Source organism: Rubrivirga aquatilis (assembly GCF_046845665.1).
Classification (GTDB): Bacteria; Bacteroidota; Rhodothermia; order Rhodothermales; family Rubricoccaceae; genus Rubrivirga.
This window is the reverse complement of the sequence record NZ_CP177355.1, coordinates 937,688-958,211: the sequence shown is the minus strand read 5'-3', so window position 1 is coordinate 958,211 and position 20,524 is coordinate 937,688. Positions and strand designations below refer to the sequence as shown.

21 protein-coding genes, 1 tRNA gene and 1 other RNA gene are annotated in these 20,524 nt (G+C 73.0%); 13 read left to right on the top strand and 10 right to left on the bottom strand.

Features of this window, described 5'->3' with window-relative positions; translation table 11 throughout:
• The first annotated feature begins 30 nt into the window (after positions 1-30).
• Positions 31-101: transfer RNA gene (locus ACLII4_RS04145), tRNA-Cys, on the top strand.
• Between the two features lie 490 nt (positions 102-591).
• Here ACLII4_RS04145 and ACLII4_RS04140 read toward each other — a convergent pair.
• Positions 592-900, bottom strand: a complete 309-nt coding sequence (locus tag ACLII4_RS04140) for a hypothetical protein (protein ID WP_412069633.1) — start codon at positions 898-900, stop codon at positions 592-594.
• A gap of 308 nt (positions 901-1,208) precedes the next feature.
• Here ACLII4_RS04140 and ACLII4_RS04135 point away from each other — a divergent pair, with 308 nt between their 5' ends.
• The 3 genes from ACLII4_RS04135 to ACLII4_RS04125 all read left to right on the top strand — a co-directional run bounded on the left by ACLII4_RS04135 (position 1,209) and on the right by ACLII4_RS04125 (position 5,182).
• Complete coding sequence (locus tag ACLII4_RS04135) at positions 1,209-2,645, top strand: M16 family metallopeptidase (protein ID WP_412069632.1); 1,437 nt, start codon at positions 1,209-1,211, stop codon at positions 2,643-2,645.
• A 100-nt stretch (positions 2,646-2,745) separates the two neighbouring features.
• Positions 2,746-4,143 carry a M16 family metallopeptidase gene (locus tag ACLII4_RS04130; protein ID WP_412069631.1) on the top strand — a complete coding sequence of 466 codons (1,398 nt, stop codon included), beginning with the start codon at positions 2,746-2,748 and terminating at the stop codon, positions 4,141-4,143.
• A 175-nt stretch (positions 4,144-4,318) separates the two neighbouring features.
• Entirely contained in the window at positions 4,319-5,182 is an 864-nt protein-coding gene (locus tag ACLII4_RS04125; RefSeq protein WP_412069630.1) for a hypothetical protein, read from the top strand.
• Between the two features lie 72 nt (positions 5,183-5,254).
• Here ACLII4_RS04125 and ACLII4_RS04120 read toward each other — a convergent pair whose 3' ends face one another.
• A complete protein-coding gene (locus ACLII4_RS04120; protein WP_412069629.1) occupies positions 5,255-5,593 on the bottom strand; it encodes a cupin domain-containing protein in 339 nt (112 codons plus the stop codon).
• Between the two features lie 61 nt (positions 5,594-5,654).
• Here ACLII4_RS04120 and ACLII4_RS04115 point away from each other — a divergent pair, with 61 nt between their 5' ends.
• The gene (locus ACLII4_RS04115) at positions 5,655-6,785 is read left to right on the top strand and encodes an FAD-dependent monooxygenase (protein WP_412069628.1); all 1,131 of its coding nucleotides are present in this window, start codon (positions 5,655-5,657) and stop codon (positions 6,783-6,785) included.
• A 102-nt stretch (positions 6,786-6,887) separates the two neighbouring features.
• On the opposite strand, the gene ACLII4_RS04110 is transcribed toward ACLII4_RS04115, so the two are convergent.
• Complete coding sequence (locus ACLII4_RS04110; RefSeq protein WP_412069627.1) at positions 6,888-7,646, bottom strand: hypothetical protein; 759 nt, start codon at positions 7,644-7,646, stop codon at positions 6,888-6,890.
• A 105-nt stretch (positions 7,647-7,751) separates the two neighbouring features.
• Here ACLII4_RS04110 and ACLII4_RS04105 point away from each other — a divergent pair, with 105 nt between their 5' ends.
• From ACLII4_RS04105 to coaE, 3 genes are read left to right on the top strand one after another with little or no spacing between them, the layout of a single operon-like run.
• The gene (locus tag ACLII4_RS04105) at positions 7,752-8,147 is read left to right on the top strand and encodes a Rid family detoxifying hydrolase (protein WP_412069626.1); all 396 of its coding nucleotides are present in this window, start codon (positions 7,752-7,754) and stop codon (positions 8,145-8,147) included.
• Positions 8,144-8,524: a hypothetical protein gene (locus ACLII4_RS04100; RefSeq protein WP_412069625.1), complete on the top strand. Its 381-nt coding sequence runs from the start codon at positions 8,144-8,146 to the stop codon at positions 8,522-8,524. Before ACLII4_RS04105 ends, ACLII4_RS04100 begins: the two co-directional genes overlap by 4 nt.
• 49 nt (positions 8,525-8,573) lie before the next feature.
• Positions 8,574-9,173 carry a dephospho-CoA kinase gene (gene coaE, locus ACLII4_RS04095; protein WP_412069624.1) on the top strand — a complete coding sequence of 200 codons (600 nt, stop codon included), beginning with the start codon at positions 8,574-8,576 and terminating at the stop codon, positions 9,171-9,173.
• A gap of 85 nt (positions 9,174-9,258) precedes the next feature.
• Here the strand turns inward: coaE and ACLII4_RS04090 are convergent, their stop codons facing one another.
• From ACLII4_RS04090 to ffs, 4 genes are all read right to left on the bottom strand, one after another.
• Positions 9,259-9,546, bottom strand: a complete 288-nt coding sequence (locus tag ACLII4_RS04090; protein ID WP_412069623.1) for a hypothetical protein — start codon at positions 9,544-9,546, stop codon at positions 9,259-9,261.
• A gap of 206 nt (positions 9,547-9,752) precedes the next feature.
• Complete coding sequence (locus tag ACLII4_RS04085; protein ID WP_412069622.1) at positions 9,753-11,012, bottom strand: bifunctional 3,4-dihydroxy-2-butanone-4-phosphate synthase/GTP cyclohydrolase II; 1,260 nt, start codon at positions 11,010-11,012, stop codon at positions 9,753-9,755.
• Positions 11,012-11,329: a preprotein translocase subunit YajC gene (gene yajC, locus ACLII4_RS04080; RefSeq protein ID WP_412069621.1), complete on the bottom strand. Its 318-nt coding sequence runs from the start codon at positions 11,327-11,329 to the stop codon at positions 11,012-11,014. The genes ACLII4_RS04085 and yajC overlap by 1 nt, the downstream gene beginning before the upstream one ends.
• 33 nt (positions 11,330-11,362) lie before the next feature.
• An RNA gene (gene ffs / locus ACLII4_RS04075) (signal recognition particle sRNA small type) lies at positions 11,363-11,462 on the bottom strand.
• A gap of 329 nt (positions 11,463-11,791) precedes the next feature.
• Between ffs and ACLII4_RS04070 the strand changes: the two genes are divergently transcribed.
• From ACLII4_RS04070 to purB, 4 genes are all read left to right on the top strand, one after another.
• Positions 11,792-12,301 carry an RNA polymerase sigma factor gene (locus tag ACLII4_RS04070; protein ID WP_412069620.1) on the top strand — a complete coding sequence of 170 codons (510 nt, stop codon included), beginning with the start codon at positions 11,792-11,794 and terminating at the stop codon, positions 12,299-12,301.
• Complete coding sequence (locus ACLII4_RS04065) at positions 12,298-12,930, top strand: hypothetical protein (protein ID WP_412069619.1); 633 nt, start codon at positions 12,298-12,300, stop codon at positions 12,928-12,930. The genes ACLII4_RS04070 and ACLII4_RS04065 overlap by 4 nt, the downstream gene beginning before the upstream one ends.
• Positions 12,923-14,041 (top strand): serine hydrolase domain-containing protein, encoded by a 1,119-nt coding sequence (locus tag ACLII4_RS04060; protein ID WP_412069618.1) that lies wholly within the window; start codon positions 12,923-12,925, stop codon positions 14,039-14,041. The genes ACLII4_RS04065 and ACLII4_RS04060 overlap by 8 nt, the downstream gene beginning before the upstream one ends.
• Before the next feature lie 73 nt (positions 14,042-14,114).
• Complete coding sequence (purB, locus tag ACLII4_RS04055) at positions 14,115-15,413, top strand: adenylosuccinate lyase (RefSeq protein ID WP_412069617.1); 1,299 nt, start codon at positions 14,115-14,117, stop codon at positions 15,411-15,413.
• A 13-nt stretch (positions 15,414-15,426) separates the two neighbouring features.
• Here the strand turns inward: purB and ACLII4_RS04050 are convergent, their stop codons facing one another.
• The 3 genes from ACLII4_RS04050 to ACLII4_RS04040 form a co-directional block, all read right to left on the bottom strand.
• A complete protein-coding gene (locus ACLII4_RS04050) occupies positions 15,427-16,521 on the bottom strand; it encodes a WD40/YVTN/BNR-like repeat-containing protein (RefSeq protein ID WP_412069616.1) in 1,095 nt (364 codons plus the stop codon).
• 150 nt (positions 16,522-16,671) lie between these two features.
• Positions 16,672-17,478, bottom strand: a complete 807-nt coding sequence (locus tag ACLII4_RS04045; protein WP_412069615.1) for a hypothetical protein — start codon at positions 17,476-17,478, stop codon at positions 16,672-16,674.
• 4 nt (positions 17,479-17,482) lie between these two features.
• Positions 17,483-18,010, bottom strand: a complete 528-nt coding sequence (locus ACLII4_RS04040; RefSeq protein WP_412069614.1) for an RNA polymerase sigma factor — start codon at positions 18,008-18,010, stop codon at positions 17,483-17,485.
• 157 nt (positions 18,011-18,167) lie between these two features.
• Here ACLII4_RS04040 and ACLII4_RS04035 point away from each other — a divergent pair, with 157 nt between their 5' ends.
• Positions 18,168-20,480 (top strand): DPP IV N-terminal domain-containing protein, encoded by a 2,313-nt coding sequence (locus ACLII4_RS04035; protein ID WP_412069613.1) that lies wholly within the window; start codon positions 18,168-18,170, stop codon positions 20,478-20,480.
• Positions 20,481-20,524 lie beyond the last annotated feature (44 nt).

The following is a 20,524-nucleotide window of genomic DNA, read 5'->3' as shown; positions in this document are numbered from 1 at the left end:
CCCGCTCCGAGGGGCGTAGATTCCTTGCATGGTGCCGTGGCCGAGGGGTTAGGCACAGGTCTGCAAAACCTGCTACACCGGTTCAAATCCGGTCGGCACCTCCCGCAACGGCCCGCCCGTTGTCGACGCCCCGCCCGCGACTTGCTGGCGGGGCGTTGCGGTTTTTTTGGGGCACCCTCAGAGGCACGCGTCTGGAGAGCGGGGCGTCTGCGTGCGCGTACGCCCCGACCTCACATGGGTGACCCGCCGATCCGGCCCTCGATCAACGGCGGGAGGTCGGCCGCCGACCCTATCGGACCCGAGCGACCATCGGCGGCCCCGACATCGGTACGTGCCAGGCTGATGGGGCGGGGGACGCTGGCGGTCGGGCCCGGGGCCGTGTTCGATCTCGTGGGAGCAACGACACGCCGGGCGGGTGCTCCGCGATGTTCGCGCAGCGGACGGGGCCGCCTCGTGTGGAGCGCCGCGCGGGGCAACGGTCTGTGAGGGGTCAAGGCCGAGCCACGAACGAGAAACGGGGAGCCCGATCCGAGCTCCCCGTCTGACCGAGTCGCGCGCGCGCCGGGCATGCCGACACCGCGCGCAGCAGGTCTAGATGAACATGTACGCGAACGCCGCGAGGGCGACCGTGGCCACCACCATCGAGCCGACGTACGCTACGTCGGAGGCACTGCGCCGGGCGTCCTGAACGTCGACATCGGCGACGTCCACCGTCGACGGGGCGACGTGGCCGGAGAGGTCGACACCTGAGGTGAGAGCTGGCGCCGCCTCGGCGACCGGGGCGAGAACGGCCGGTGCCTCGACCACCGGGTCGACGGGCGGGGCGGCGTCCTGGAGGGACTGCGCCGAAGGCGCGGCAGCGAAGGCGAAGACGGCCGCGAGGGCGAGGGCGATGCGCATGACAACAGGGGGAATGAGGGCAGGCGAGCCGCCTGCGGGTGTCGGAGGACCGAGCTGAGCCGGGCCGGTCCTCCCGACGTATCGCCGAGGCCGGGCCCAGGGTGAAGCGGCGCGGCATGCGGCGACCCTCTCCACCCAATACCAGCGCAGACGGGAACGGTCCGGCACCCGAGCGGCTCGCGGCCACCAGCTCATCTTCGCGAACAGCGGCGACTGCCCGGCCCCCCGATCTGCCCGCCTCGGCGCCGAGGCGGGCGGACCCCGCGCACGCCGTTGGCGTAGAGACTCGCGTCCCCACCGACCCGCCCATGCGTCTCGCCAGCCTCGCCCTCCTCGTCGCCGTCGCCGGCTGCTCCTCCGTCGACCGGCTGCCTGCACCGGCGGCCCCGCCCTCGACGGAGCCGACCTTCGAGCCGATCTCGCCCGACGAGCGACCGGACCCCGCACCGGCCGCCTTCGCCGTGCCCGTCGTCTACGACACGCTCGCGAACGGCCTCAAGGTGGTCGTCTCCGAAGACGACACCGCCCCGACCGCCGTCATCGCGGTCTACTACAACATCGGCTTCCGCATCGAGCCGCGCGACCGGACCGGCTTCGCGCATCTCTTCGAGCACATGATGTTCCAGGGGTCCGAGCACCTCGGCAAGAACGAGTTCATCGGGCTCGTCCAGCGCAACGGCGGCATCCTCAACGGATCGACGCGGTTCGACTTTACCAACTACTTCGAGATCGTCCCGAGCAACACCGTCGAGACGATGCTGTGGGCCGAGGCCGACCGGATGCGTGGCCTCGACGTGACGGCCGACAACCTGACCAACCAGCAGGGCGTGGTCTCGAACGAGGTCCGCGTCAACGTCATCAACCAGCCCTACGGCGGCTTCCCCTGGCTCGACCTGCCGCAGGCGGCCAACGAGAACTGGTACAACGCCCACAACTTCTACGGCGAGCTGTCCGACCTCGAAGCCGCTACGCTGGAGGACGTCCAAAGCTTTTTCGACACCTTCTACGCGCCCAACAACGCCGTCGTGGTGGTCGTCGGCGACGTGGACGCAGACCAAGTGATGGGCTGGGTGGACGAGTACTTCGGCGGGATCGCCCGCGCGGATGTGCCCCCGATCCCGGACCTGCGCGAGCCGCCCCAGACCGAGGAGAAGCGCGTCACGAAAGTGGACTCGCTGGCGACGCGCCCCGCGCTCGCGTTCGGCTACCACATGCCGCCGCGCAACTCGGACGCCTACTTCGCGATGGGCTTGATCCAGGAGATCCTGCTCGACGGCGACGACTCGCGCCTGCACCGCGCGCTCGTCTCCGACGCCGGCGTGACCTCGAGCGTGACGGGCGGCATCAACTGGCCCCTCGGCAACATGTTCAACTACAACGGCCCGATGCTGTGGTCGGCCTGGCTCGTCCACGACGACGAGACCGCCCCGGACTCGATCGTGGCGATGATCGAGACCGAGATCGCGCGGATCCGCGACGAGGGCGTCGAGCCGGACGTGCTGGCGCGCGCCAAGGTCAAGCTCCGCAGCGGGCTCTACGACACGCTCGGTGGCACCTTCGGCTTTGGCCGGGCCGACCTGCTGGCGGCGTTCGCACTCTTCGACGACGACCCGGCCCGCATCAACGGGCTCGTCGAGCGGTTCGAGCGCGTCACGCCCGGCCTCATCCGGCGCACCGCTCGGGACTGGCTGAACCCGGAGAACCGAACCGTCATCACGCTCGAAGCCGCAGGAGGCGGCTCGTAAGAGAAGAGAACGGGAGGCGCGGACGAGAAGAAGACCTTCCGCCCGCCGCCCGTCCACAGCATTCTTCTCCTCCCGCCTCTTCTCTTCTACTCTCGACCCCATGCTCCGCTCCCTCCTGCTGCTGCTGGCGCTCGTCGCCGCCCCCGCGCTCGCCCAGGGCTTCCCGTCCACGCCGCCCGCGCCCGGCGAGCCGCGCCCGTTCACGCTCCCTGAGGGCACCTCGTTCACGCTCGACAACGGCATCGACGTGACGCTCGTCCCGTACGGCGCGCTCCCCAAGGCGACCGTCTACGCCGTCGTCCGCTCCGGGAACGTCGACGAAGCGGCGGGCCAGACGTCGCTGGCGGACGTGATGGCGGGGCTCCTTACCGAGGGCACGACCTCGCGGACGGCCGTCGAGATCGCCGACCAGGCCGCCGACCTCGGCGGCTCCATCAGCGCCGGTGCCGGGCTCGACCAGACGTTCGTCACGTCCCGTGTGCTGAGCGAGTTCACGCCCGACGCCGTCGCCCTCGTGGCCGACGTGTTGCGCAATCCCGCCTTCCCCGAGGAGGCGTTCGAGCGCGTCCAGCGCGACCAGCTCCGCGGCGCGGCCATCGCCCGGAGCCAGCCCGGCACGCTCGCGCGAGCGGCCTTCACGCGCGCCCTCTACGGCGACCACCCCTACCACGCCGTCGTCCTGCCCGACCCGGCCCAGATCGAGGCGTTCACCGTCGCCGACGCCCGCGCCTTCTACGCCGCGACGGTCGGCCCCCGGCGGACGCGGCTCTACGTCGTCGGCCAGTTCGACGAGCGCGCCGTCGAGGCCGCCATTCGCGACGCCTTCGCCGACTGGACGGGCGGCCCGGCGCCCGCCGACCCGACGCCGCCGACCGTCACCGACGGCCGCCGCGTGATCCTGGTCGACCAGCCCGGCGCCGCGCAGTCGAACGTGACCGTCGGCCTGAGCACCATCGACCCGACGGCCGACGACTTCGTGGCGCTCCAGGTCACGAACGCGCTCTTGGGCGGCAGCTTCGGCAGCCGCATCACGCGCAACATCCGCGAGGACAAGGGCTACACCTACAGCCCCGGCTCGTCGGTCTCGACGCGGTTCCGCGACGCGACGTGGGCTGAGAGCGCGGCCATCCAGACGCCCGCGACCGGCGCCGCCATCACCGAGATCCTCTACGAGATCGACAGCCTGGCGACCACGCCGCCGAGTGCCGAGGAGCTCGAGGGGATCCAGAACTACCTCGCCGGCACGTTCGTCCTCCAGAACTCCTCGCCGGGCGGGATCGCGGGGTACCTCGCCTACCTCGACCTCCACGGGCTCGGCCGCGACTACCTCGAGCGCTACGTCGAGCGCGTCTACGCCGTGACCCCGGAGGACGTGCGCCGGGTGACCGAGCAGTACATCCGGACGGGCGACGCGGCGATCGTCGTCGTCGGCGACCGGAGCGTGGTCGAGGCGCAGCTCGCGCCGTTCGGCGACGTGACCGTCGAGACGCTCGACTAAGCCTGCGGGCGGCCTGCGCCGCTCGCGACACGCAACGGCCGGGTGCCTTTCGCGAGGACGGCACCCGGCCCGCGCACGCGGAGGGGCACGCATAACGGCCCCGAAGGGCACCGGGCGATGGCTTTAGGTCTGCGCGAGACGCCGCGTTCTTGCGGGCGACTCCCTTCCCCAGACCATGCGCACACCTCTCCTCCTCGCGGCCCTCGCCGTCGCCCTCGCCGCCTGCGACGCGGCCTCGCCGTCCGACCCGGAGGCGCTCGTCGGCCGGTGGACCATCGCGGAGGTGACCACGTCCAGTTGGGTCGTCAGCCGGATCGACCAGCCCGTCCCGAATTTTTCCGGCCCCACCGACGGCGCGCTGACGGTGACCGGCGCCGCCGAGCGGACGCTGGGCGCCATCGCCAGCGCCGGGCGGACGAACGCCCGCTTTGCCGGGCGGAGGTCCTCTGACGGCACGCTGCCCAACCCGTCTCTCCGGCTGACGATGGGGCCGTGGTCCTCCGATGTGACCCTCGACCTCGACATCGGCCTGTCGACCCAGCCCGGCGAGATCTACGCGGCCATCCGCCCCGTTGGCACGACGCTGTTCACCTACGCTGACGGCCAGTTCACCGTCCCCGAGATCGAGTTGCTCGAGCAAAGCGGGACCGGCGGGACCGTCCGCGTGGGCGGCACGATCGAGGTGCCCGTCCTCCAACTCCGCGCCGGGGTCGAGGCGCTCACCCGGACCTCGGTGTCGACGCCCGACTTTCCCCACGCGCTCGTTTTCCGGTCCGACGGCTCCGTCCTTCGGGAAGACACCCACCAGACCGAGGCCGGGCGCTGGGAAGCCACCGACACCGGCGAGGGGACGATGACGTTCGACGACGTTGCGACCCGCTTCCGGTTCGCAGTCGAGGACGGCGGCCTCCGCCTGACGTACGACTATGAGACCGAGGCCGAGGTCATGGGCGGGGTCGAGAGTAGCCTGTTCGCCGAGCCCAGCTCCATCGCGTCGGCGCGAAGCCAGTCCGTCCACGCCTACCGGGCCGGGCGCTGAGCCGACGCGGAACGAGAAACGGGCGCCCTCCGCGAGGAAGGCGACCGTCTTGCGTCGCGTCGGCGGCCGGCGCTAGCCGTCGTCGCGGTCGTTGACGCGGGCGGGCGGCGAGGTGGCCTCGACGGCGGTCAGGTCCTCCACGATCTTGTAGTGCCGCGTGGCGCCCTCGGGGACGAGGTAGCTGTCGCCGGCGCCGCACGTGACGACGTCGTCGCCGACGTGGACCTCGACTTTGCCCGAGACGACGTAGCCGACCGTCTCGTAGGGGCGCGTGTGCGGGTCGCCCGTCGTGCCGGCGGCCTCGGTCCAGCGGCGCATCGCGACGGCGGTGCCGGAGACGAGGTAGGTCTGACCCATCTCGCCGGTCGGCGAGGCGGAGGAATCGATTTTCTTGACGGAGTGGTCGGCCATGGGAATGGGTGGGGAGGAAGGGCAGGTTGAATCCGGGCGCGGCGCGGGGGGTTTCTAAGGGGTGTCCCCAGTCCCCCCGTACGACGCCGCCATCGTTGGGCTCGGCCCCGTCGGCGCCACGCTCGCGGCGCGGCTAGCCGTGCGCGGCCTGCGCGTGGTCGCGCTCGACCGCGAGACGGCGCCGCACACCATCCCCCGCGCCGCCCACCTCGACGGCGCCGCGCTTGCGGTGCTGGCGCAAGCGGGAGTCCACCCCGAGGGCCGCCCGCTCGACGGGTTCGACCTCGTCGGCCGCCGGGGCCGGCTGCTGCTGCGGGGCCGCCCGGCCGAGGCGCCGCCCCCCGGGGTCCCGCCAGCGCTGCTGATCCACCAGCCGAGCGTCGAGCGGGCGCTCCGCGAGCGGCTCGCAACGCTCGGCGTCGAGGTCCGCCTCGGGCACACCGTCGCGCAGGTCGTGGACGAAGGCGGAGCGGTCCGCGTGGAGGGCGCCGGGCCCGACGGTCGGTCCGACCTCCGGGCGGCCGTCGTCGTGGGGTGCGACGGGGCGAACAGCGTCGTCCGCGAGCAGATCGGCGCGGCGCTCGTCGGGGGCCGCTTCGCGCAGCGCTGGCTCGTCGTCGACGTGCTCGTGCCGCCCGGCCTCGCCCTCCCCGACCGGCTCCTCCAGATCGCCGACCCGGCGCGGCCGACCACCTCCGTCCCCTTCGCCGCGCCCCGCCACCGGTGGGAGTTCCGGCTCCGCCCCGGGGAGACCGACGCCGCCGCGCTCGCGGCCGTCCCAGCATTCCTGGCGCCCCACGTCGACCCGGACGCCGTCGAGGTGGAGCGGGCGGCCGTATACACGTTCCGCGATGTGGTCGCCGACCGCTGGCGGTCGGGCCGCGTCGTGCTGGCGGGCGACGCGGCGCACCAGATGCCGCCGTTCCTCGGGCAGGGGCTCGGAGCGGGCTTGCGGGACGTGGCCGTGCTGGCGCCACTCGTCGAGGCCGTCGCGGGGGGCGTGGCGCCCGAGGCGCTCGACGCGTACGAGGCGGAGCGCCGCCCGCACGTCGCGGCGACGGTCCGGCAGGCGGTTCGACTGGGCCGGCTGGTGACGCTGCCGGAGCCGCTGGCGACCGTCCGCAACGGACTCCTCCGGGCGGCGGGCCGCGTCCCGGCGCTCCGGCGCCGACTGCTCAACGTGCGGGGGTAGCGGAACGTCACGCTCGCGGGCGGCCTTTCCACCTTGTCCCTCCCCCCGGGAGAGGGGACGCGATCTGAGATGAGGGGCGCCGGACGACCGACCCAATGCGGCTCAGAGCACCGGCGTCCGGAGGGGCGGCAGGGCGGCCACCGACCACTCGACGGCGCCGTCGCCGCAGAAGCCGGGGGCCGCTGGGCCCCCGCCCCCCAGCCTCGCTGCCAGCAGGGAGATGGCCCCGGCCGCGAGCACGCTCAGCACCATCATCTCTCCGCCCTCCTCGATCGTCGTCAGCAGCGTGTGGAGGCCGTTGACCTCGGGCCCGGCCATCGCAATCTGATGGACCACGTCCATCCCGATGCCGAACGCCGCCAGCGCGCCGATGCCCACGAGCCCAACGTGGGCGACGCGCCGCGCCGCCGGCCGACTTTTCCAATAGCTGAGCGCACCCATCACCAGGATGGGGCCGGCCCACGAGCCCACGAACAGGATCTCCCCAACGTCGTGCGGACGCATACCCAGCACCGTCCCGATCCCGAGCGCATCGCCGATCCGCACCCCCCAGTACTCGTGGAGCATCCCGGCGTCGTCGGCCAGGAACATCAGGAAGAGCGCGGCAAAGGCGGCGAAGACCGGCTGGCGCGTGCGGATGGCGATCGCGGCGGCGCACAGCCCGATCCACAGCGCCTTGGCGTAGCCGAAGAGCTCGCCGAAGCCTCCGTCCTGGCCCAGTTTGAACGAGGGGTCGCTGACCCAGCCGAGCTTGAACGGCAAGAACATCCCGATCAGGAAGACGTCGACCGTCAGGAACAGCGCCAGCAGTACCAAGAACGTAGGGGTCGGCCGGAGGCTGCGGAGGATCGAGAAGCGCATGGAAAATCCGGCCGAGGGCGACCTGCGATATCGTCCCTGTGGCTGGCGAATTAAGAGATCGAGGCGGGGGCGGGGGTATTCTCTAGCCCCCTCTGCACGCACACGATGGACATCCTCTCCTCCCCCGGCGCCCCCGCCGCCGTCGGCCCCTACAGCCACGCCGTCCGCGCCGGCGGGCTCGTCTTCTGCTCCGGCCAGGTCGCCCTGGACCCGCACCCCGCGCCCGGCACCGATCCCAAGGCGCTCGTCGGCGAGACGGCCGCCGAGCAGGCGGCCCAGGTGTTCCGCAACATCACCGCCGTGCTCGACACCGCCGGATGCACGCTGCAGGACGTGGTCAAGACGACCGTGCTGCTCGTCTCGATGGACGACTTCGCAGCGGTCAACGCCGTCTACGCCGAGGCCTTCGGCGACCACCGCCCGGCGCGCTCGACGTTCGCCACGGCCGGGCTGCCCGTCGGCGCCCGGGTGGAGATCGAAGTCATCGCCCAGGCCCGGTGAGCGAGGTCTCCGAGTTCTTCGCCCGCTATGCGGCCGCCTTCCAGGCGTTCGACGCCGAGGGCATCGCCGCGTGCTACGCCGCGCCGTGCCTGTTCGTCCGCGACGGCGAGACCGCAGTGGCGGAGAACGCCGTCGCCGTCGCCGCCAGCGCCGACGCCCTGCTCGACCTCCACCGCGCGTGGGACGTCCAGACCGTCGAGGCGGGCGGCGTCATCGTGCTGGAGCGCGCGCCCGGCCACGTGCTCGCGCGCGTCGACTGGCGCCTGGGCCGGGCGGGCTCGCGCATCGCCTGGGAGTACGCCACGACGTACGCGCTCGTCCCCGCGGGCACCGGTTGGCGCATCGCCCTGGCGTCGACGCACGACGCCCCGTTTTGACGGCGCCCGACGCGATGCCCGCGCTCCGTGCCCCTTGCCTCGCGCCTCGATGACCACCCTCGGCGTCACCGGCGGCATCGGGAGCGGGAAGTCGGCCTTCGTCGCTCGCTTGGGCACGCACCCCGGCGTCCGCGTCGTCCTGGCCGACGACCTCGCCAAGCGACTCATGGCCGAGGACCCGGAGGTCCGCCGCCAGCTCGTCGCGCGGTTCGGGCCGGAGACGTTCGGGCCCGACGGCGCGCTCGACCGGGGCTACGTCGCCGGCCGCGTCTTCGCCGACGCCGCCGAGTTGGCCGCGCTCAACGCCATCGTGCACCCCGCCGTGCGCCGCGCACTCGTGGCCGAGACCGCCCGCGCCGAGGCCGACGGCGTGGCCGTGCTCGTCTACGAAGCGGCGCTGCTGGTCGAGACCGGCGGGGCCGACGTGGTGGACCGCGTCGTCGTCGTGGACGCGCCCGTGGCGCTCCGGCTGGCGCGCGCCGCCGCCCGCGACGGGGTGGACGAGGACGCCATCCGCGCCCGGATGCGGCACCAGACCGACCCCGCCCTGCTCCGTGCCGAGGCGGACGTGGTCGTCGACAACGACGGCGACCTCGCGGCGCTCTGGGCCGCCGCGGATGCGCTCGCGGCCGAGCTCGGGAGCGGCTAGGCGCTGTCTAGATACTCAGCCTGAAGCCGAGAGCGAGCGGCAGCGGGCAACGCGCGCAGGCCGAAACAGGGCGTCCGGACAGCACCTAGATCTCCGGGCGCCCGTCCGTGGGAACGTCGGCCTCCGTCGTGTCGCGGGACGGCGCAGCGGCGGCCTCGGCGGCGGTACGCTCCTCCGCCTCCACCTCGGACTGCAAGCGCGGGGCGGGCGGCGGCGGGCGGTGGATTGAGGCCTCGGACGCAGTCGGGCGTGGCGTCAGCTCGTCGTAGACCGGCGCCGAAGGCGGCGCCAGCTCGGGCCGAGCCGCTTGCGTGGTTCCGTAGAGGATGATCCCCGCCAAGGCCATCAGCGGGATAAAGAGGGAGCGGGACACGGGGCGCTCGGTAGTACGTCGTCGGTATCAGCGCGCCAGCCAAGGGCTTAACGCCATATCTGCCGAATTGTGAAGCGTCTCCAACCGGCCACTGGACGCCCTCGATCGGGTGTGTGGCCCTCTCGAGCGAGCCGGAGACGCCCTTGAGCAGGCATCGGGAGCGGTCGAGCAGCGACCCGGTGGGCCCAGAGCCACCCGAAGAGGGCTCAGTCGCCCAGTGCCGACGACAGCGCGTCGCGGTCGTGGCCCGAGAGCCCGTCCAGGAGGTGGCCCATCCGGTCGCGCTTGGTGCGGAGGTAGCGCTCGTTGTGCTCGCCCGCCTCGATCTCGAGCGACACCCGCTCCACGACCTCCAGCCCGTAGCCCGCCAGCCCGACGCGCTTGCGCGGGTTGTTGGTCATCAGGCGGAGCCGCCGCGCGCCCAGGTCGTGCAGGATCTGGCAGCCGATGCCATAGTCGCGGTGGTCCATGTCGAAGCCGAGCGCCTCGTTCGCCTCGACGGTGTCCATCCCCTCCTCCTGCAGCTTGTAGGCGCGGAGCTTGTTGAGCAGGCCGATGCCGCGGCCCTCCTGCTTCATGTAGAGGACGACGCCCCGGCCCTCGCGCTCGATCTGGGCCATCGCCGCGTCGAGCTGCTCGCCGCAGTCGCAGCGCGCCGAGCCGAAGATGTCGCCGGTGACGCACTGGCTGTGGACGCGCGCCAGCACGGGCTCCTGGGGGTCGAACGGCCCGCCCTTCGTCAGCGCGAGGTGGACGTCGCCCGTCAGCACCTCCTCGTAAGCCGCGAGCTGGAAGTCGCCGCGCGCGGTCGGCATGTCGACCTCGACCACGCGCTGCACCAGCGTCTCGGTCCGCATCCGGTGCGCGATGAGGTCGCGGATGGTGATGAGCGGCAGGCCGTGGCGGTCGGCGAAGGCGCGCAGGCCGGGCGTCCGCTCCATGGTCCCGTCCTCGGCCATGATCTCGATGAGCACGCCCGCCGGGCGCAGGCCCGCCAGCCGAGCCAAGTCGACGGCCGCCTCGGTGTGGCCGGCGCGGCGGAGCACGCCGCCGGTCCGGGCGCGGAGCGGGAAGATGTGGCCGGGCCGCGCGAAGTCGGTCGGCTGGGCGACCGGGTCGGCGAGCGCGCGGATCGTCGCGGCGCGGTCGGCGGCCGAGATGCCCGTCGTGGTCCCCTCGCGGAGGTCGACCGAGACCGTGAACGGCGTCTCGTGCAACGACGTGTTGCGGGCCTCCATCATCGTCAGGTCGAGCGCGGCCGCGCGCTCCGGCGGGATCGCCACGCACATCAGGCCGCGCGCCTCACGCGCCATGAAGTTGACGGCGTCGGGCGTGACCAGCTCGGCCGCGCCGATGAGGTCGCCCTCGTTCTCGCGGTCCTCGTCGTCGATCACGACGACCAGCCGGCCGTTGCGGATGGCCTCGATGGCCTCCGGGATCGAGTCGAAGCGCGTGTCGGCGGCCATTACGCCGGGTCGGTCGAGGTCGGCTCCGTCCGGCTGTAGCCGATCTTGCCCTTGTCGACGCGGATCTTGGTGCCGCCCTCGACCTCGAGCACGACGGTCCGCTCGTCGAGCTGGCGGATCGTGCCGTGGACGCCGCCGACGGTGACCACCTTGTCGCCCTTCGAGAGCCCGCCGACGAGCTCGCGGTGGGCCTTGGCCTGCTTGGCCTGGGGGCGGATCATGGTGAACCACATCACCAGGAAGAGCAGACCCAGCAGCAGGAGCGGGTTGCCGAAGAGGCCGCCCGAGGCGGCCTGGGCGAGGGGGAGCGTCAGCATCGCGGGGGGCCGTGGAACGTCCGAAACAAAGAGTGAGGGCACGCGATCCGTATCGCGCCGCATCGACCTCCTACCGTTGCTGCCTTCCGGCCCTGGCGGAGTTCAGAGGGAGCTGGCCGTACGGGACGTGCCCTCACTCTGCCGGCGGGCTGGGGAACGGGGGCTCCCTGGCGACCGGCAGGACCAATCTACCAACCGGCACCTGAGAGGTTGCGAAGCGGCGGGGAATCTGGCACCGGCCCTCACCGCCTGCGGAGCACGGCGGGACCGGGCCCCCGTCGCGACCGAGCTCGCCACGCGCCGACTCCTTCGACCGCGAGCACGCGCACGCTGAGCGGGGCGCCCGGCAGGTCGAGGAGCGGCCAACCCAGGGCCCATCCACCCTCTCGCTTGTCCTTTTTTTAGCCCGGTGTAAGGCGCCGCGTCGGCGCGCAACCAACTGGACAGACGCCCTTCCTAACTGTGTCCGACGACGACCGATTCCAGCGCCTACTCTCCGCCCACGGCCCCACGCTGTGGCGGATCGCGGGGGCCTACGCCCGGACGCTTCCCGACCGCGAGGACCTCTACCAAGAGATGCTGCTCCAGGTGTGGCGGGCGCTCCCGTCGTTCCGCGGCGAGGCCTCCGAACGGACGTGGCTGACGCGCATCGCGTTCAACGTGGCGCTCGGGGCCGTCCGCTCGCGCGAGCGCCGGGCGACCGTCGACGCGCCGACGGCCGTAGACGCGCTGGCCGACGGCGGCCCGGACCCGCTCGCGACGGCCGACCGCTCCGACGCGCTTGCGCGGCTGTTCGCCGCCGTCCGCCAGCTCCCCGAGGCCGACCGCGCACTCGTGGTGCTGTCGCTGGAAGAGCGCCCGCATGCCGAGATCGCCGATGTGCTCGGGCTGTCCGTCTCGAACGTCGGCGTCCGTCTCCACCGGGCCAAGGCGCGCCTCGCCGCCCTCGTTTCCGACCCCATTCCCTCATGACCACCTTCGACGCCCTGCAGGCCGTCTGGCAGACGGCCGACGCCCCCGCCCCCACCGTCGGAGCCGACGCGCTCGCGGAGGCTCGCGACGAGGCGGACCGGTTCGACCGCACCCTCCGCTGGCGCGACCGGCGCGAGTACGCCGGGGCCATTTTCGTCGCCGTGATGTTCGGGCGCGGCTTCCCGTCGGCCGACGGCCTCGACCGCGTCGGGATCGTGCTCGCCGTGCTCGGCGCCGCGTTCGTGTGCGTCTGGATGTGGCGGGCCCAGCGCCGCCGCCCGCCCGTCGCGCCCGGCGCCCCGACGGCCGAGGCGTTGCGCGTCGCGCTCGAGCGCGTCGAGATCCAGATCCGACTGCTCCGGACGGTCGCCTGGTGGTACCTCCTGCCCTTGATGATCGGCCCGGTGCTGATGGGCGTCGGCGGCCTGGTCTTCGAACTCGTCACCGGGCCGGCGCTCGCGCCGGCGCGAGCGGGCCTCGTCCTGCTCTTTGGCGCCTTCGTGCTCGCCCTCATGGGCGGCCTGCTTGGGGGCGTCTACTGGCTCAACCAGCGGGCCGTCGCCCGCGACCTCCTCCCCCTCCGCGACCGGCTCGCGGCCACCCTCCACGCCCTCACCGACGATGACTAGCCTGCTGACCGACCCGACGTATCGCCGCCGACTCCTGACCACGCTCGTGGTGCTGGTCGCCGCCTCCGCCAGCGCCCAGCCCGCGCCGACGCCCCACGGCGTCGATCTCGACTCGCTCGCCCACGCCTTCATCGCGACCACCGGCGCGCCCTCGGTCGTCCTCGGCGTCGTCGTCGACGGCCGGCGGTACGTCGTGAGCGCCGGCGAGGTCAACGGCGCCGCGCCGGACGAGCACACGCTCTATGAGATCGCGTCGGTCACCAAGGTGTTCACCTCCGTCCTGCTCGCGGACGCCGTCGTCCGGGGCGAGACCACGCTGGAGGCCCCGCTCGCCGACGTGCTCGGCGCCCCCGTCGGCGCGCACGCCGCAGGCCCGATCCGGTTGGTCGACCTGGCGACACACACGTCCGGCCTCCCCCGCCTGGACCCGGCGATGGACCAGGCGGAGGGGCACGACGCGCGCGACCCGTACGCGATGTACGGGCCCGACGACCTGCTGGCCTTCCTGGCCGACGCCGAGCCCGCGACGGGCCCGGGCGAGGCCCCGGAATACTCCAACACCGCCGTGGGTGCGCTCGGCTACGCCCTCGCCCGGCAGGCGGACACGACGTACGGCGCGCTCGTCGCCGACCGCGTCCTGGCGCCGCTGGCGATGCGCGAGACGTTCACGACCGTCCCCGACTCGCTCGCCGACCGCGTCGCGGCGGGCGGCACGGAGGCCCAGCCTATCCCGGCGTGGTCGTGGGGCGAGGCGACCGTCGGGGCGGGCGGGCTGCGATCGTCGGTGGCCGACCTGCTCACGTTCGCCCAGGCCGTGCTCGACCCCGCCGCGACGCCGCTCGCGGACGCCCTGGCGCTCACGCTGGAGCCCCGCGTCGCGCTCGGCGACCGCCAGGCCCACGGGCTCGCGTGGTCGCTGTTCGACCTCAACGGCGGCGGCACGCTGGCGGTCCACGAGGGCAGCACGTACGGATCGTCCTCGCTGCTCGGCGTCGTCCCCAACGAGGGGCTGGCGGTCGTGGCGCTCGCCAACCAGGCCGGGTCGGTGGGCGGCCTCGCCGTGGACGTGCTCGGCCGGCTCCGGACGGCACGCGCGATGGCCGGCCGCTGAGCCGTCTTGGCGGCGGCTTCAGCGTCCGTCGGCGGCCCGCGCCCGATGTTGGGGCCACACCGCCCCCGCTGCCGTGATCGACCGCTACACCCGCCCCGCGATGGGCGCCATCTGGACCGAGGAGGCCCAGTTCCAGGCCTGGCTCGACGTCGAGCTCGCGGCCTGCTGGGCCTGGGCCGAGGCGACGGGCCAGATCCCCCACGCCGACGTCGAGACGCTCTACGAGCGCGCGAGCTTCAACATCGACCGGATCCACGAGATCGAGGCCGAGACGCGGCACGACGTGGTCGCCTTCACGCGCGCTGTCTCCGAGACGCTGGGCGAGGAGCGCAAGTGGGTCCACTACGGGCTCACCTCGTCCGACGTGGTCGACACGGCGCAGTCGCTGCGGCTGCTGCGGGCCAACAAGATCCTGCGCGAGGGGCTCGTCCGCTTGGGCGAGGTGCTGGCGGCGCGGGCGCGCGAGCACAAGCACACTGTGACCGTCGGGCGGACGCACGGCGTCCACGCCGAGCCGACGACGTTCGGCCTGAAGCTGGCGCGGTTCTACGACGCCGTGCAGCGCGACATCGAGCGGTTCGACGCGGCGGCCGAGGCCGTCCGGGTGGGCAAGCTGTCCGGTGCCGTCGGCACGTTCGCCAACATTCCGCCCGAGGTGGAGCAGCTGACGTGCGAGCGGCTCGGCCTGCGCGCCGCGCCGATCTCGACCCAGGTGCTCCCGCGCGACCTCCACGCCCAGTACCTCGCCGCGCTCGCGCTGATTGGAACGACGATCGAGACGATTGCCGTCGAGATCCGGCACCTGCAGCGGAGCGAGGTCTTGGAAGCGGAGGAGTCGTTCGGGGCCGGCCAGAAGGGGTCGAGCGCGATGCCGCACAAGCGCAACCCCATCGGCTCGGAGAACCTGACCGGCATGGCCCGGCTGCTCCGCGGCTACATGGTGGCCGCGTATGAGGACGTGGCGCTGTGGCACGAGCGCGACATCAGCCACTCGTCCGTCGAGCGCGTCATCCTGCCCGACGCGACCATTGCGCTCGACTACTCGCTGGCGCGGATGGCGCGCATCGTCGAGAACCTGACGGTCTACCCCGACCGGATGGCCGAGAATCTCGGCCGGACGTATGGGCTCGTCTACAGCCAGCGCCTGCTGCTGCTGCTGATCGAGGGCGGCCTGAGCCGCGAGCTCGCCTACGACACCGTCCAGCCGCTGGCGATGGAGGCGTGGCGCGAGCGCCGCGACTTCCGCACGATCGTCGAGGGCGCCCCGGGCATCACGGCGCACCTCTCGGCCGAGCAGATCGCCGACGCCTTCGACCCGGCGTACCACCAGACGCAGGTCGACACCATCTTCGAGCGCGTCGGGCTGGGCTGAGACGCGGCGCCGGTCATAGGACCGGCGTCGTCGTCCGGTAGATCGTCCCGCCCGCCATGAGGGCGACGTGGCCGTCGGCGGCCCGAACAATCCGGTGGTGGCCCTCGAACGGATGCCAGGGGTTGAGCCGAGCCATCCCGCCGGGCCACGGCAGGCCGTCCCGCGCCTCGGCCCACATCCGCCCGCCGTCGGCCGTGGCGAACAGGTTGGCGTCGGTGGTCGGGGCCTGCGATGGGAGCGGGACGAGCGCGACGACGTAGCCGGCTGGCGTCACGGCGGCGGCGGCGATGACGCGGCCGGGCTCGGGGAGCGCGACCGGCGCCCATGTCCTCCCACCGTCGTCTGAGGCGTGGGCGGCCTCGGTGGAGAAGGCCACGAGCCGCCCACCCGGTCCGGTCCGGACATTGTAGAAGCCCACCGTCTCCGGGAGCACCTCGGACCACGTGGCGCCCGCGTCCTCCGAGCGGACGAGCCGCCAGCGGGCGAGGGCGTTCGCCCGCTCGCTGGCGACGCTCATGAGCACGGTCCGGGCGTCGACGAACGTGACCGGCCCGCTCGGCACGCCGCCGGCGACCTCGGGCGAGCGCGTCCACGTGTCGCCCGCCCCGCCGCGCTCCGACCGGAGCAACTCGCCGATCCCCGTCAGGGCGAGGAACACGTCGCCCCCGTCGCTCGCCAGGCCCGTGACGTCACCGATCGAGACCGGCGGGAAGTACCCCACCGGCGACCCGAGCCCGCTCGCGCCCACCCGGTAGGTCTGCGTGCTCAGCGAGGTCGAGTAGACCGAGGCCAGCACCTCGCCTCCGAGCCCGCCCACCGCAAGCTGGACGCCTCCATCGACGGGCGGCTCGATCGCTCGCGTCCACCCGTCGCCGTCGCGCCGGTAGAGCGCGGCGGACAGGGTCAGCTGGCCGGACGCGGCGAAGATGCCGTACACGGTCCCGTCGGAGGTCGCGGTGAGGGCGAGCGCCAGCGGGGCATCGGCGGGGGGCGCGACGGGCGCCCACGCGAACGGGGCGCTCGCGGCGGGCTCGGGCTCCGCTCCGTCGCACCCGAGGAGGGCCCTGACGAGGAGGAGCCCGGCGAGCACGGCGGGGAATCGGCGCATGGGAGGTCGTGAACGGCGACCGACGGTACGACACGCGCGAGCCACCTCCAACGGCGCGCGCGCCCTTCCACACATATCGTGTCCGGCCGGGTGCGCCACTGCCGCCAGCAGGTCAGCGGCGGGCGCTCTCTTCGAGCGCACCGGGCGGGGCTAGCGCTCGCGGGGGAGGTGCTCGCGGAAGACTTCCGCCATCGGCCGCCAGCCGTCCTCCGTGTCGATGAGGAGCCCGTCGGTCTCGACGCCGTCGTAACGGATGGGCTGGCCCGTCGGGTCGTCCGGGCGGATCCACAGGCGGACGCCCTCGGCCAAGACGATGGCAACCCCCGGCCGGGCGAGAATCCGGCGCCCGTCGGGCAGGCGTTCGACGCGGGCGCGCATCCGCTCAGGAAGGCCCTTGACCTCGTCGAGGAGGGCCTGGAGGTCGGCGTCGGACAAGTCAGGGTCGGCGACGCTGACGGCCTGCTCGATCCGCCCGAACACGCGCGCCGCGAGCGCCCGCCGCTCCGTCCGAACGACGGGCTCGACGCCCACGTTGTACGCCCCGACCAACGCCCGCATCGTGTCGGCCCACGCCTCGGCCTGGGCCCGGTTCTGCGCCCGTGCTGTGTATCGGACGCGCGTCCACGTCGCGCCGCTTGGCCAGTCGTGGTCGGCGGGGACGCGGGGACGCTCGGCCTCGCGCGTCTCGACCGCCAGCCGCGCTGGGGCCGCCACGGCCGCGTCGAGCGCCTTCATCGTGTGGTGACCCGGACCGACCGCTCCGTACGTCGTCCACTCGACGGCGAACCCGACGAGGCTCTCCGACTCGACCGGCGTCGCGCACGCGCCGATAGCGACGACGAGCGCGGCGGCGAGCACGAGGGGTCGGCGGCGGTCGGGCTGCGGGCGCCCGGCGCGAACGACGGCGGCGGCGCGGTCGAACGTGTCGGCGGCGTGAGGTTGGAGGGCGTCGAACATGGCGTCAGAGGCTGAGGGCGGGTACGGGCACCGGATCGTCGAGGCGGGCACGGAGGCGGGCACGGGCGCGCGCGAGCCGGCTCTTCACCGCCGACGCGCTCCGGTCTCCCTGCACGGCGCGGACCTCCTCGACGGAAAACCCTCCGACCTCGAACAGCAGCAGCGCCTCGCGCTCGCGCCGGCCCAGCACGGCGAGCGCCGCCAGCAGGTCGTGCGCCTCGCCGCTGGCGGGCGCCGTGACCAGCCCGAGCGGGCCCGCCTCGTCGTCGGGCGGGAGCGGCGACAAGCGGCGCCAGACCGACCGCCGCTGCGCGGTCCGGACCTCTCGCGTGACGATCTGGAACAGCCACGGCCGAAACCGCTCGCGGTCGCGCAAGCCGTCGAACCCTTCGAGCGCGCCGAGCAGCGCGGACTGGAAGGCGTCCTCGGCGTGCGACGGCGACCACCGCGCGCACAGCCCCCGGCAGTACCGGAGCGCATCGGCGTAGTGAGGGCGGAGCGCGTCGAGGAAAACGTCGGGATCGGTCGGCATGGGCGAGGGGGAGACACCCCATAGATGCATCGCAGCCCCGAGCGGTCGCACGGCGGGGCCGTTTTTTCGAGCCCCGGTGGAGAGGGCTCGTCCACCTCGGCCCCGAGGTGGACGGGGTGGGCGGCTACCTTTCGGGCCTCTGACCCGCCCCCGACGCATGCTCACCGCTCGCTCTCCCCTCGCACTCCTTCTCTGCGTGGCCGCCGTCTGGGCACCCACCTCTGCCCAACGGCAGGTCACGGCCGACGACTATGCGCACGCCGAGCGCTTCCTGAGCTCGGCCACGCGCGGCCTCGTCGTCGGCGGCCGGGTGAGCCCGACGTGGCAGGACGACGGCCGGTTCACGTACGCCGCCGAGACGGCCGAGGGCGAGACGTTCTACGTCGTCGACCCCGCCGCTGGGACGAAGGAGGTCGCGTTCGACCACGCCGCGATGGCGCGCGCGCTCACCGCCGCCACCGGCGAGACGGTCGAGCCCGGCGACCTGCCGTTCAGCTCGGTCACGCTGATGGACGCGGGCGTCGCGGTCGACATCGGGGAGACGCACTGGGTGTGCGACCTCGACGCCGAGACGTGCACGGAGGCGGGCGCGCGCCGGGTGCCCGACCCGCGCGAAGCAATGATGCGCCGCTTCTCGCGCACGGACGTGCTCTCGCCCGACGGCACGAAGGCCGCCTTCATCCGCGACTGGAACTTGTGGGTCCGCGACGTCGCCAGCGGCGAGGAGACGCCGCTCACCACCGACGGCACGGAGAACAACGGCTACGCGACCGACAACGCCGGCTGGCGCAAGAGCGCCCGGCCCGTCCTCCTGTGGTCGCCCGACTCCCGGCGGATCGCGACGCAGCAGCAGGACGAGCGCGAGGTCGGCGACATGTACCTCGTCGAGACGACGGTCGGCACGCCCGTGCTCCAGCAGTGGAAGTACCCGTTGCCCGGCGACGACGCCGTCGCCATGCTGCGCCGCGTCGTGATCGACGTGGCGAGCGGGCGGATGACCGCGCTCGACCTCGCCCCCGAGTTCCACCGCGCGACGCTGGGCGACGACCTCAGCATGGACGACTACGTCTGGAGCCCCGACGGGACGGAGCTGGCGCTGGCGTCCACGCCGCGCGACCACAAGTCGGCGACGCTGCGGCTGGCCGACGCCGAGACGGGGGCCGTCCGCGACCTGTTCACCGAGACTGAGGAGACCCACTTCGAGTCCGTCACCGGCTGGCGCGTGCTCTGGGATACGCGCGAGGTCGTCTGGTACTCGCAGCGCGACGACTGGGGCAACCTCTACCTCTACGACCTCGACACGGGCGTGCTCAAGAACCGCATCACGACGGGTGAGGGGCCCGTCACCCGGATCGAGCGGATCGACGAAGACACCCGTGAGATCTGGTACCAAGCGCAAGGCCGCGAGCCGGGCCAGGACCCCTACTTCCGCCACCTCTACCGGACGAGCTTGGACGGCGGCGCGCAGATCGCGCTCACGCCCGACGACGGCGACCACTCCGTCGAGATCTCGCCCTCGGGCGCGTACGTCATCGACACCTACTCCCGCGCCGACGCGGCGCCCGTGGTCGCCCTCCGCGACCGCGACGGACGGCACGTGATGGACCTCGAGGCCGCCGACATCTCGGCGCTCGTCGCCAGCGGCTGGCAGCCGCCGATGCGCGTCGAGATGACCGGGCCCGACGGCGAGACGCCGCTCTACGGCCTGCTCTTCCGCCCCACCGACTTCGACCCGAGCGCCACGTACCCGATCATCAACCAGGCGTACCCAGGCCCGCAGAGCGGCAGCATCGGCGGCCGCGCCTTCCGCTCCTCGTGGGGCGACCGGCAGGCGCTCGCCGAGCTCGGCTTCGTCGTCGTCTCCATCGACGGCATGGGCACGCCCGGGCGCTCGAAGTCCTTCCACGATGCCTACTACGGCGCGATGGGCCGCGACAACACCCTCCCCAGCCAGGTCGCCGGGATGCAGGACTTGGCGCGGCAGTTCCCGTGGATCGACATCGAGCGCGTGGGGATCTGGGGCCACTCGGGCGGGGGCTTCATCGCCGCCGGCGCCATGTTCCGCTACCCGGACTTCTTCGACGTCGGCATCGCGGAGTCCGGCAACCACGACCAGCGCAACTACGAGGACGACTGGGGCGAGCGCTACCAGGGCTTGCTGATCGGGAGCGAAGACGGCTCGGACAACTACGCCGTGGAGGCCAACCAGACGCTCGCAGCCAACCTCAAGGGCAAGCTGCTGCTGGCGCACGGGATGCTCGACGACAACGTACCGCCGTACAACACGCTGCTCGTCGTGCAGGCGCTGATCGAGGCCAACAAGGACTTCGACCTGCTCCTCTTCCCGAACGCGCGCCACGGCTTCGGCCCGGCCTCGGCCTACATGATGCGCCGTCGCTGGGACTACTTCGTGCGCCACCTCCTGGACGCCGAGCCGCCGGAGACCTACGAGTTCGGCGCGGGTCGATAGCCGCGAGTGGCGAGGAGCAGGCCCCCTCCGGTCTCCCGGGGGGC

Excerpts from the sequence above, each read along its gene's own strand:
- ACLII4_RS04140 (WP_412069633.1), bottom strand. The coding sequence starts at position 900 with ATGCGCATCGCCCTCGCCCTCGCGGCCGTCTTCGCCTTCGCTGCCGCG.
- ACLII4_RS04135 (WP_412069632.1), top strand. The coding sequence starts at position 1,209 with ATGCGTCTCGCCAGCCTCGCCCTCCTCGTCGCCGTCGCCGGCTGCTCC.
- ACLII4_RS04130 (WP_412069631.1), top strand. The coding sequence starts at position 2,746 with ATGCTCCGCTCCCTCCTGCTGCTGCTGGCGCTCGTCGCCGCCCCCGCG.
- ACLII4_RS04125 (WP_412069630.1), top strand. The coding sequence starts at position 4,319 with ATGCGCACACCTCTCCTCCTCGCGGCCCTCGCCGTCGCCCTCGCCGCC.
- ACLII4_RS04120 (WP_412069629.1), bottom strand. The coding sequence starts at position 5,593 with ATGGCCGACCACTCCGTCAAGAAAATCGATTCCTCCGCCTCGCCGACC.
- ACLII4_RS04110 (WP_412069627.1), bottom strand. The coding sequence starts at position 7,646 with ATGCGCTTCTCGATCCTCCGCAGCCTCCGGCCGACCCCTACGTTCTTG.
- ACLII4_RS04105 (WP_412069626.1), top strand. The coding sequence starts at position 7,752 with ATGGACATCCTCTCCTCCCCCGGCGCCCCCGCCGCCGTCGGCCCCTAC.
- coaE (WP_412069624.1), top strand. The coding sequence starts at position 8,574 with ATGACCACCCTCGGCGTCACCGGCGGCATCGGGAGCGGGAAGTCGGCC.
- ACLII4_RS04085 (WP_412069622.1), bottom strand. The coding sequence starts at position 11,012 with ATGGCCGCCGACACGCGCTTCGACTCGATCCCGGAGGCCATCGAGGCC.
- yajC (WP_412069621.1), bottom strand. The coding sequence starts at position 11,329 with ATGCTGACGCTCCCCCTCGCCCAGGCCGCCTCGGGCGGCCTCTTCGGC.
- ACLII4_RS04065 (WP_412069619.1), top strand. The coding sequence starts at position 12,298 with ATGACCACCTTCGACGCCCTGCAGGCCGTCTGGCAGACGGCCGACGCC.
- ACLII4_RS04060 (WP_412069618.1), top strand. The coding sequence starts at position 12,923 with ATGACTAGCCTGCTGACCGACCCGACGTATCGCCGCCGACTCCTGACC.
- ACLII4_RS04050 (WP_412069616.1), bottom strand. The coding sequence starts at position 16,521 with ATGCGCCGATTCCCCGCCGTGCTCGCCGGGCTCCTCCTCGTCAGGGCC.
- ACLII4_RS04045 (WP_412069615.1), bottom strand. The coding sequence starts at position 17,478 with ATGTTCGACGCCCTCCAACCTCACGCCGCCGACACGTTCGACCGCGCC.
- ACLII4_RS04040 (WP_412069614.1), bottom strand. The coding sequence starts at position 18,010 with ATGCCGACCGATCCCGACGTTTTCCTCGACGCGCTCCGCCCTCACTAC.
- ACLII4_RS04035 (WP_412069613.1), top strand. The coding sequence starts at position 18,168 with ATGCTCACCGCTCGCTCTCCCCTCGCACTCCTTCTCTGCGTGGCCGCC.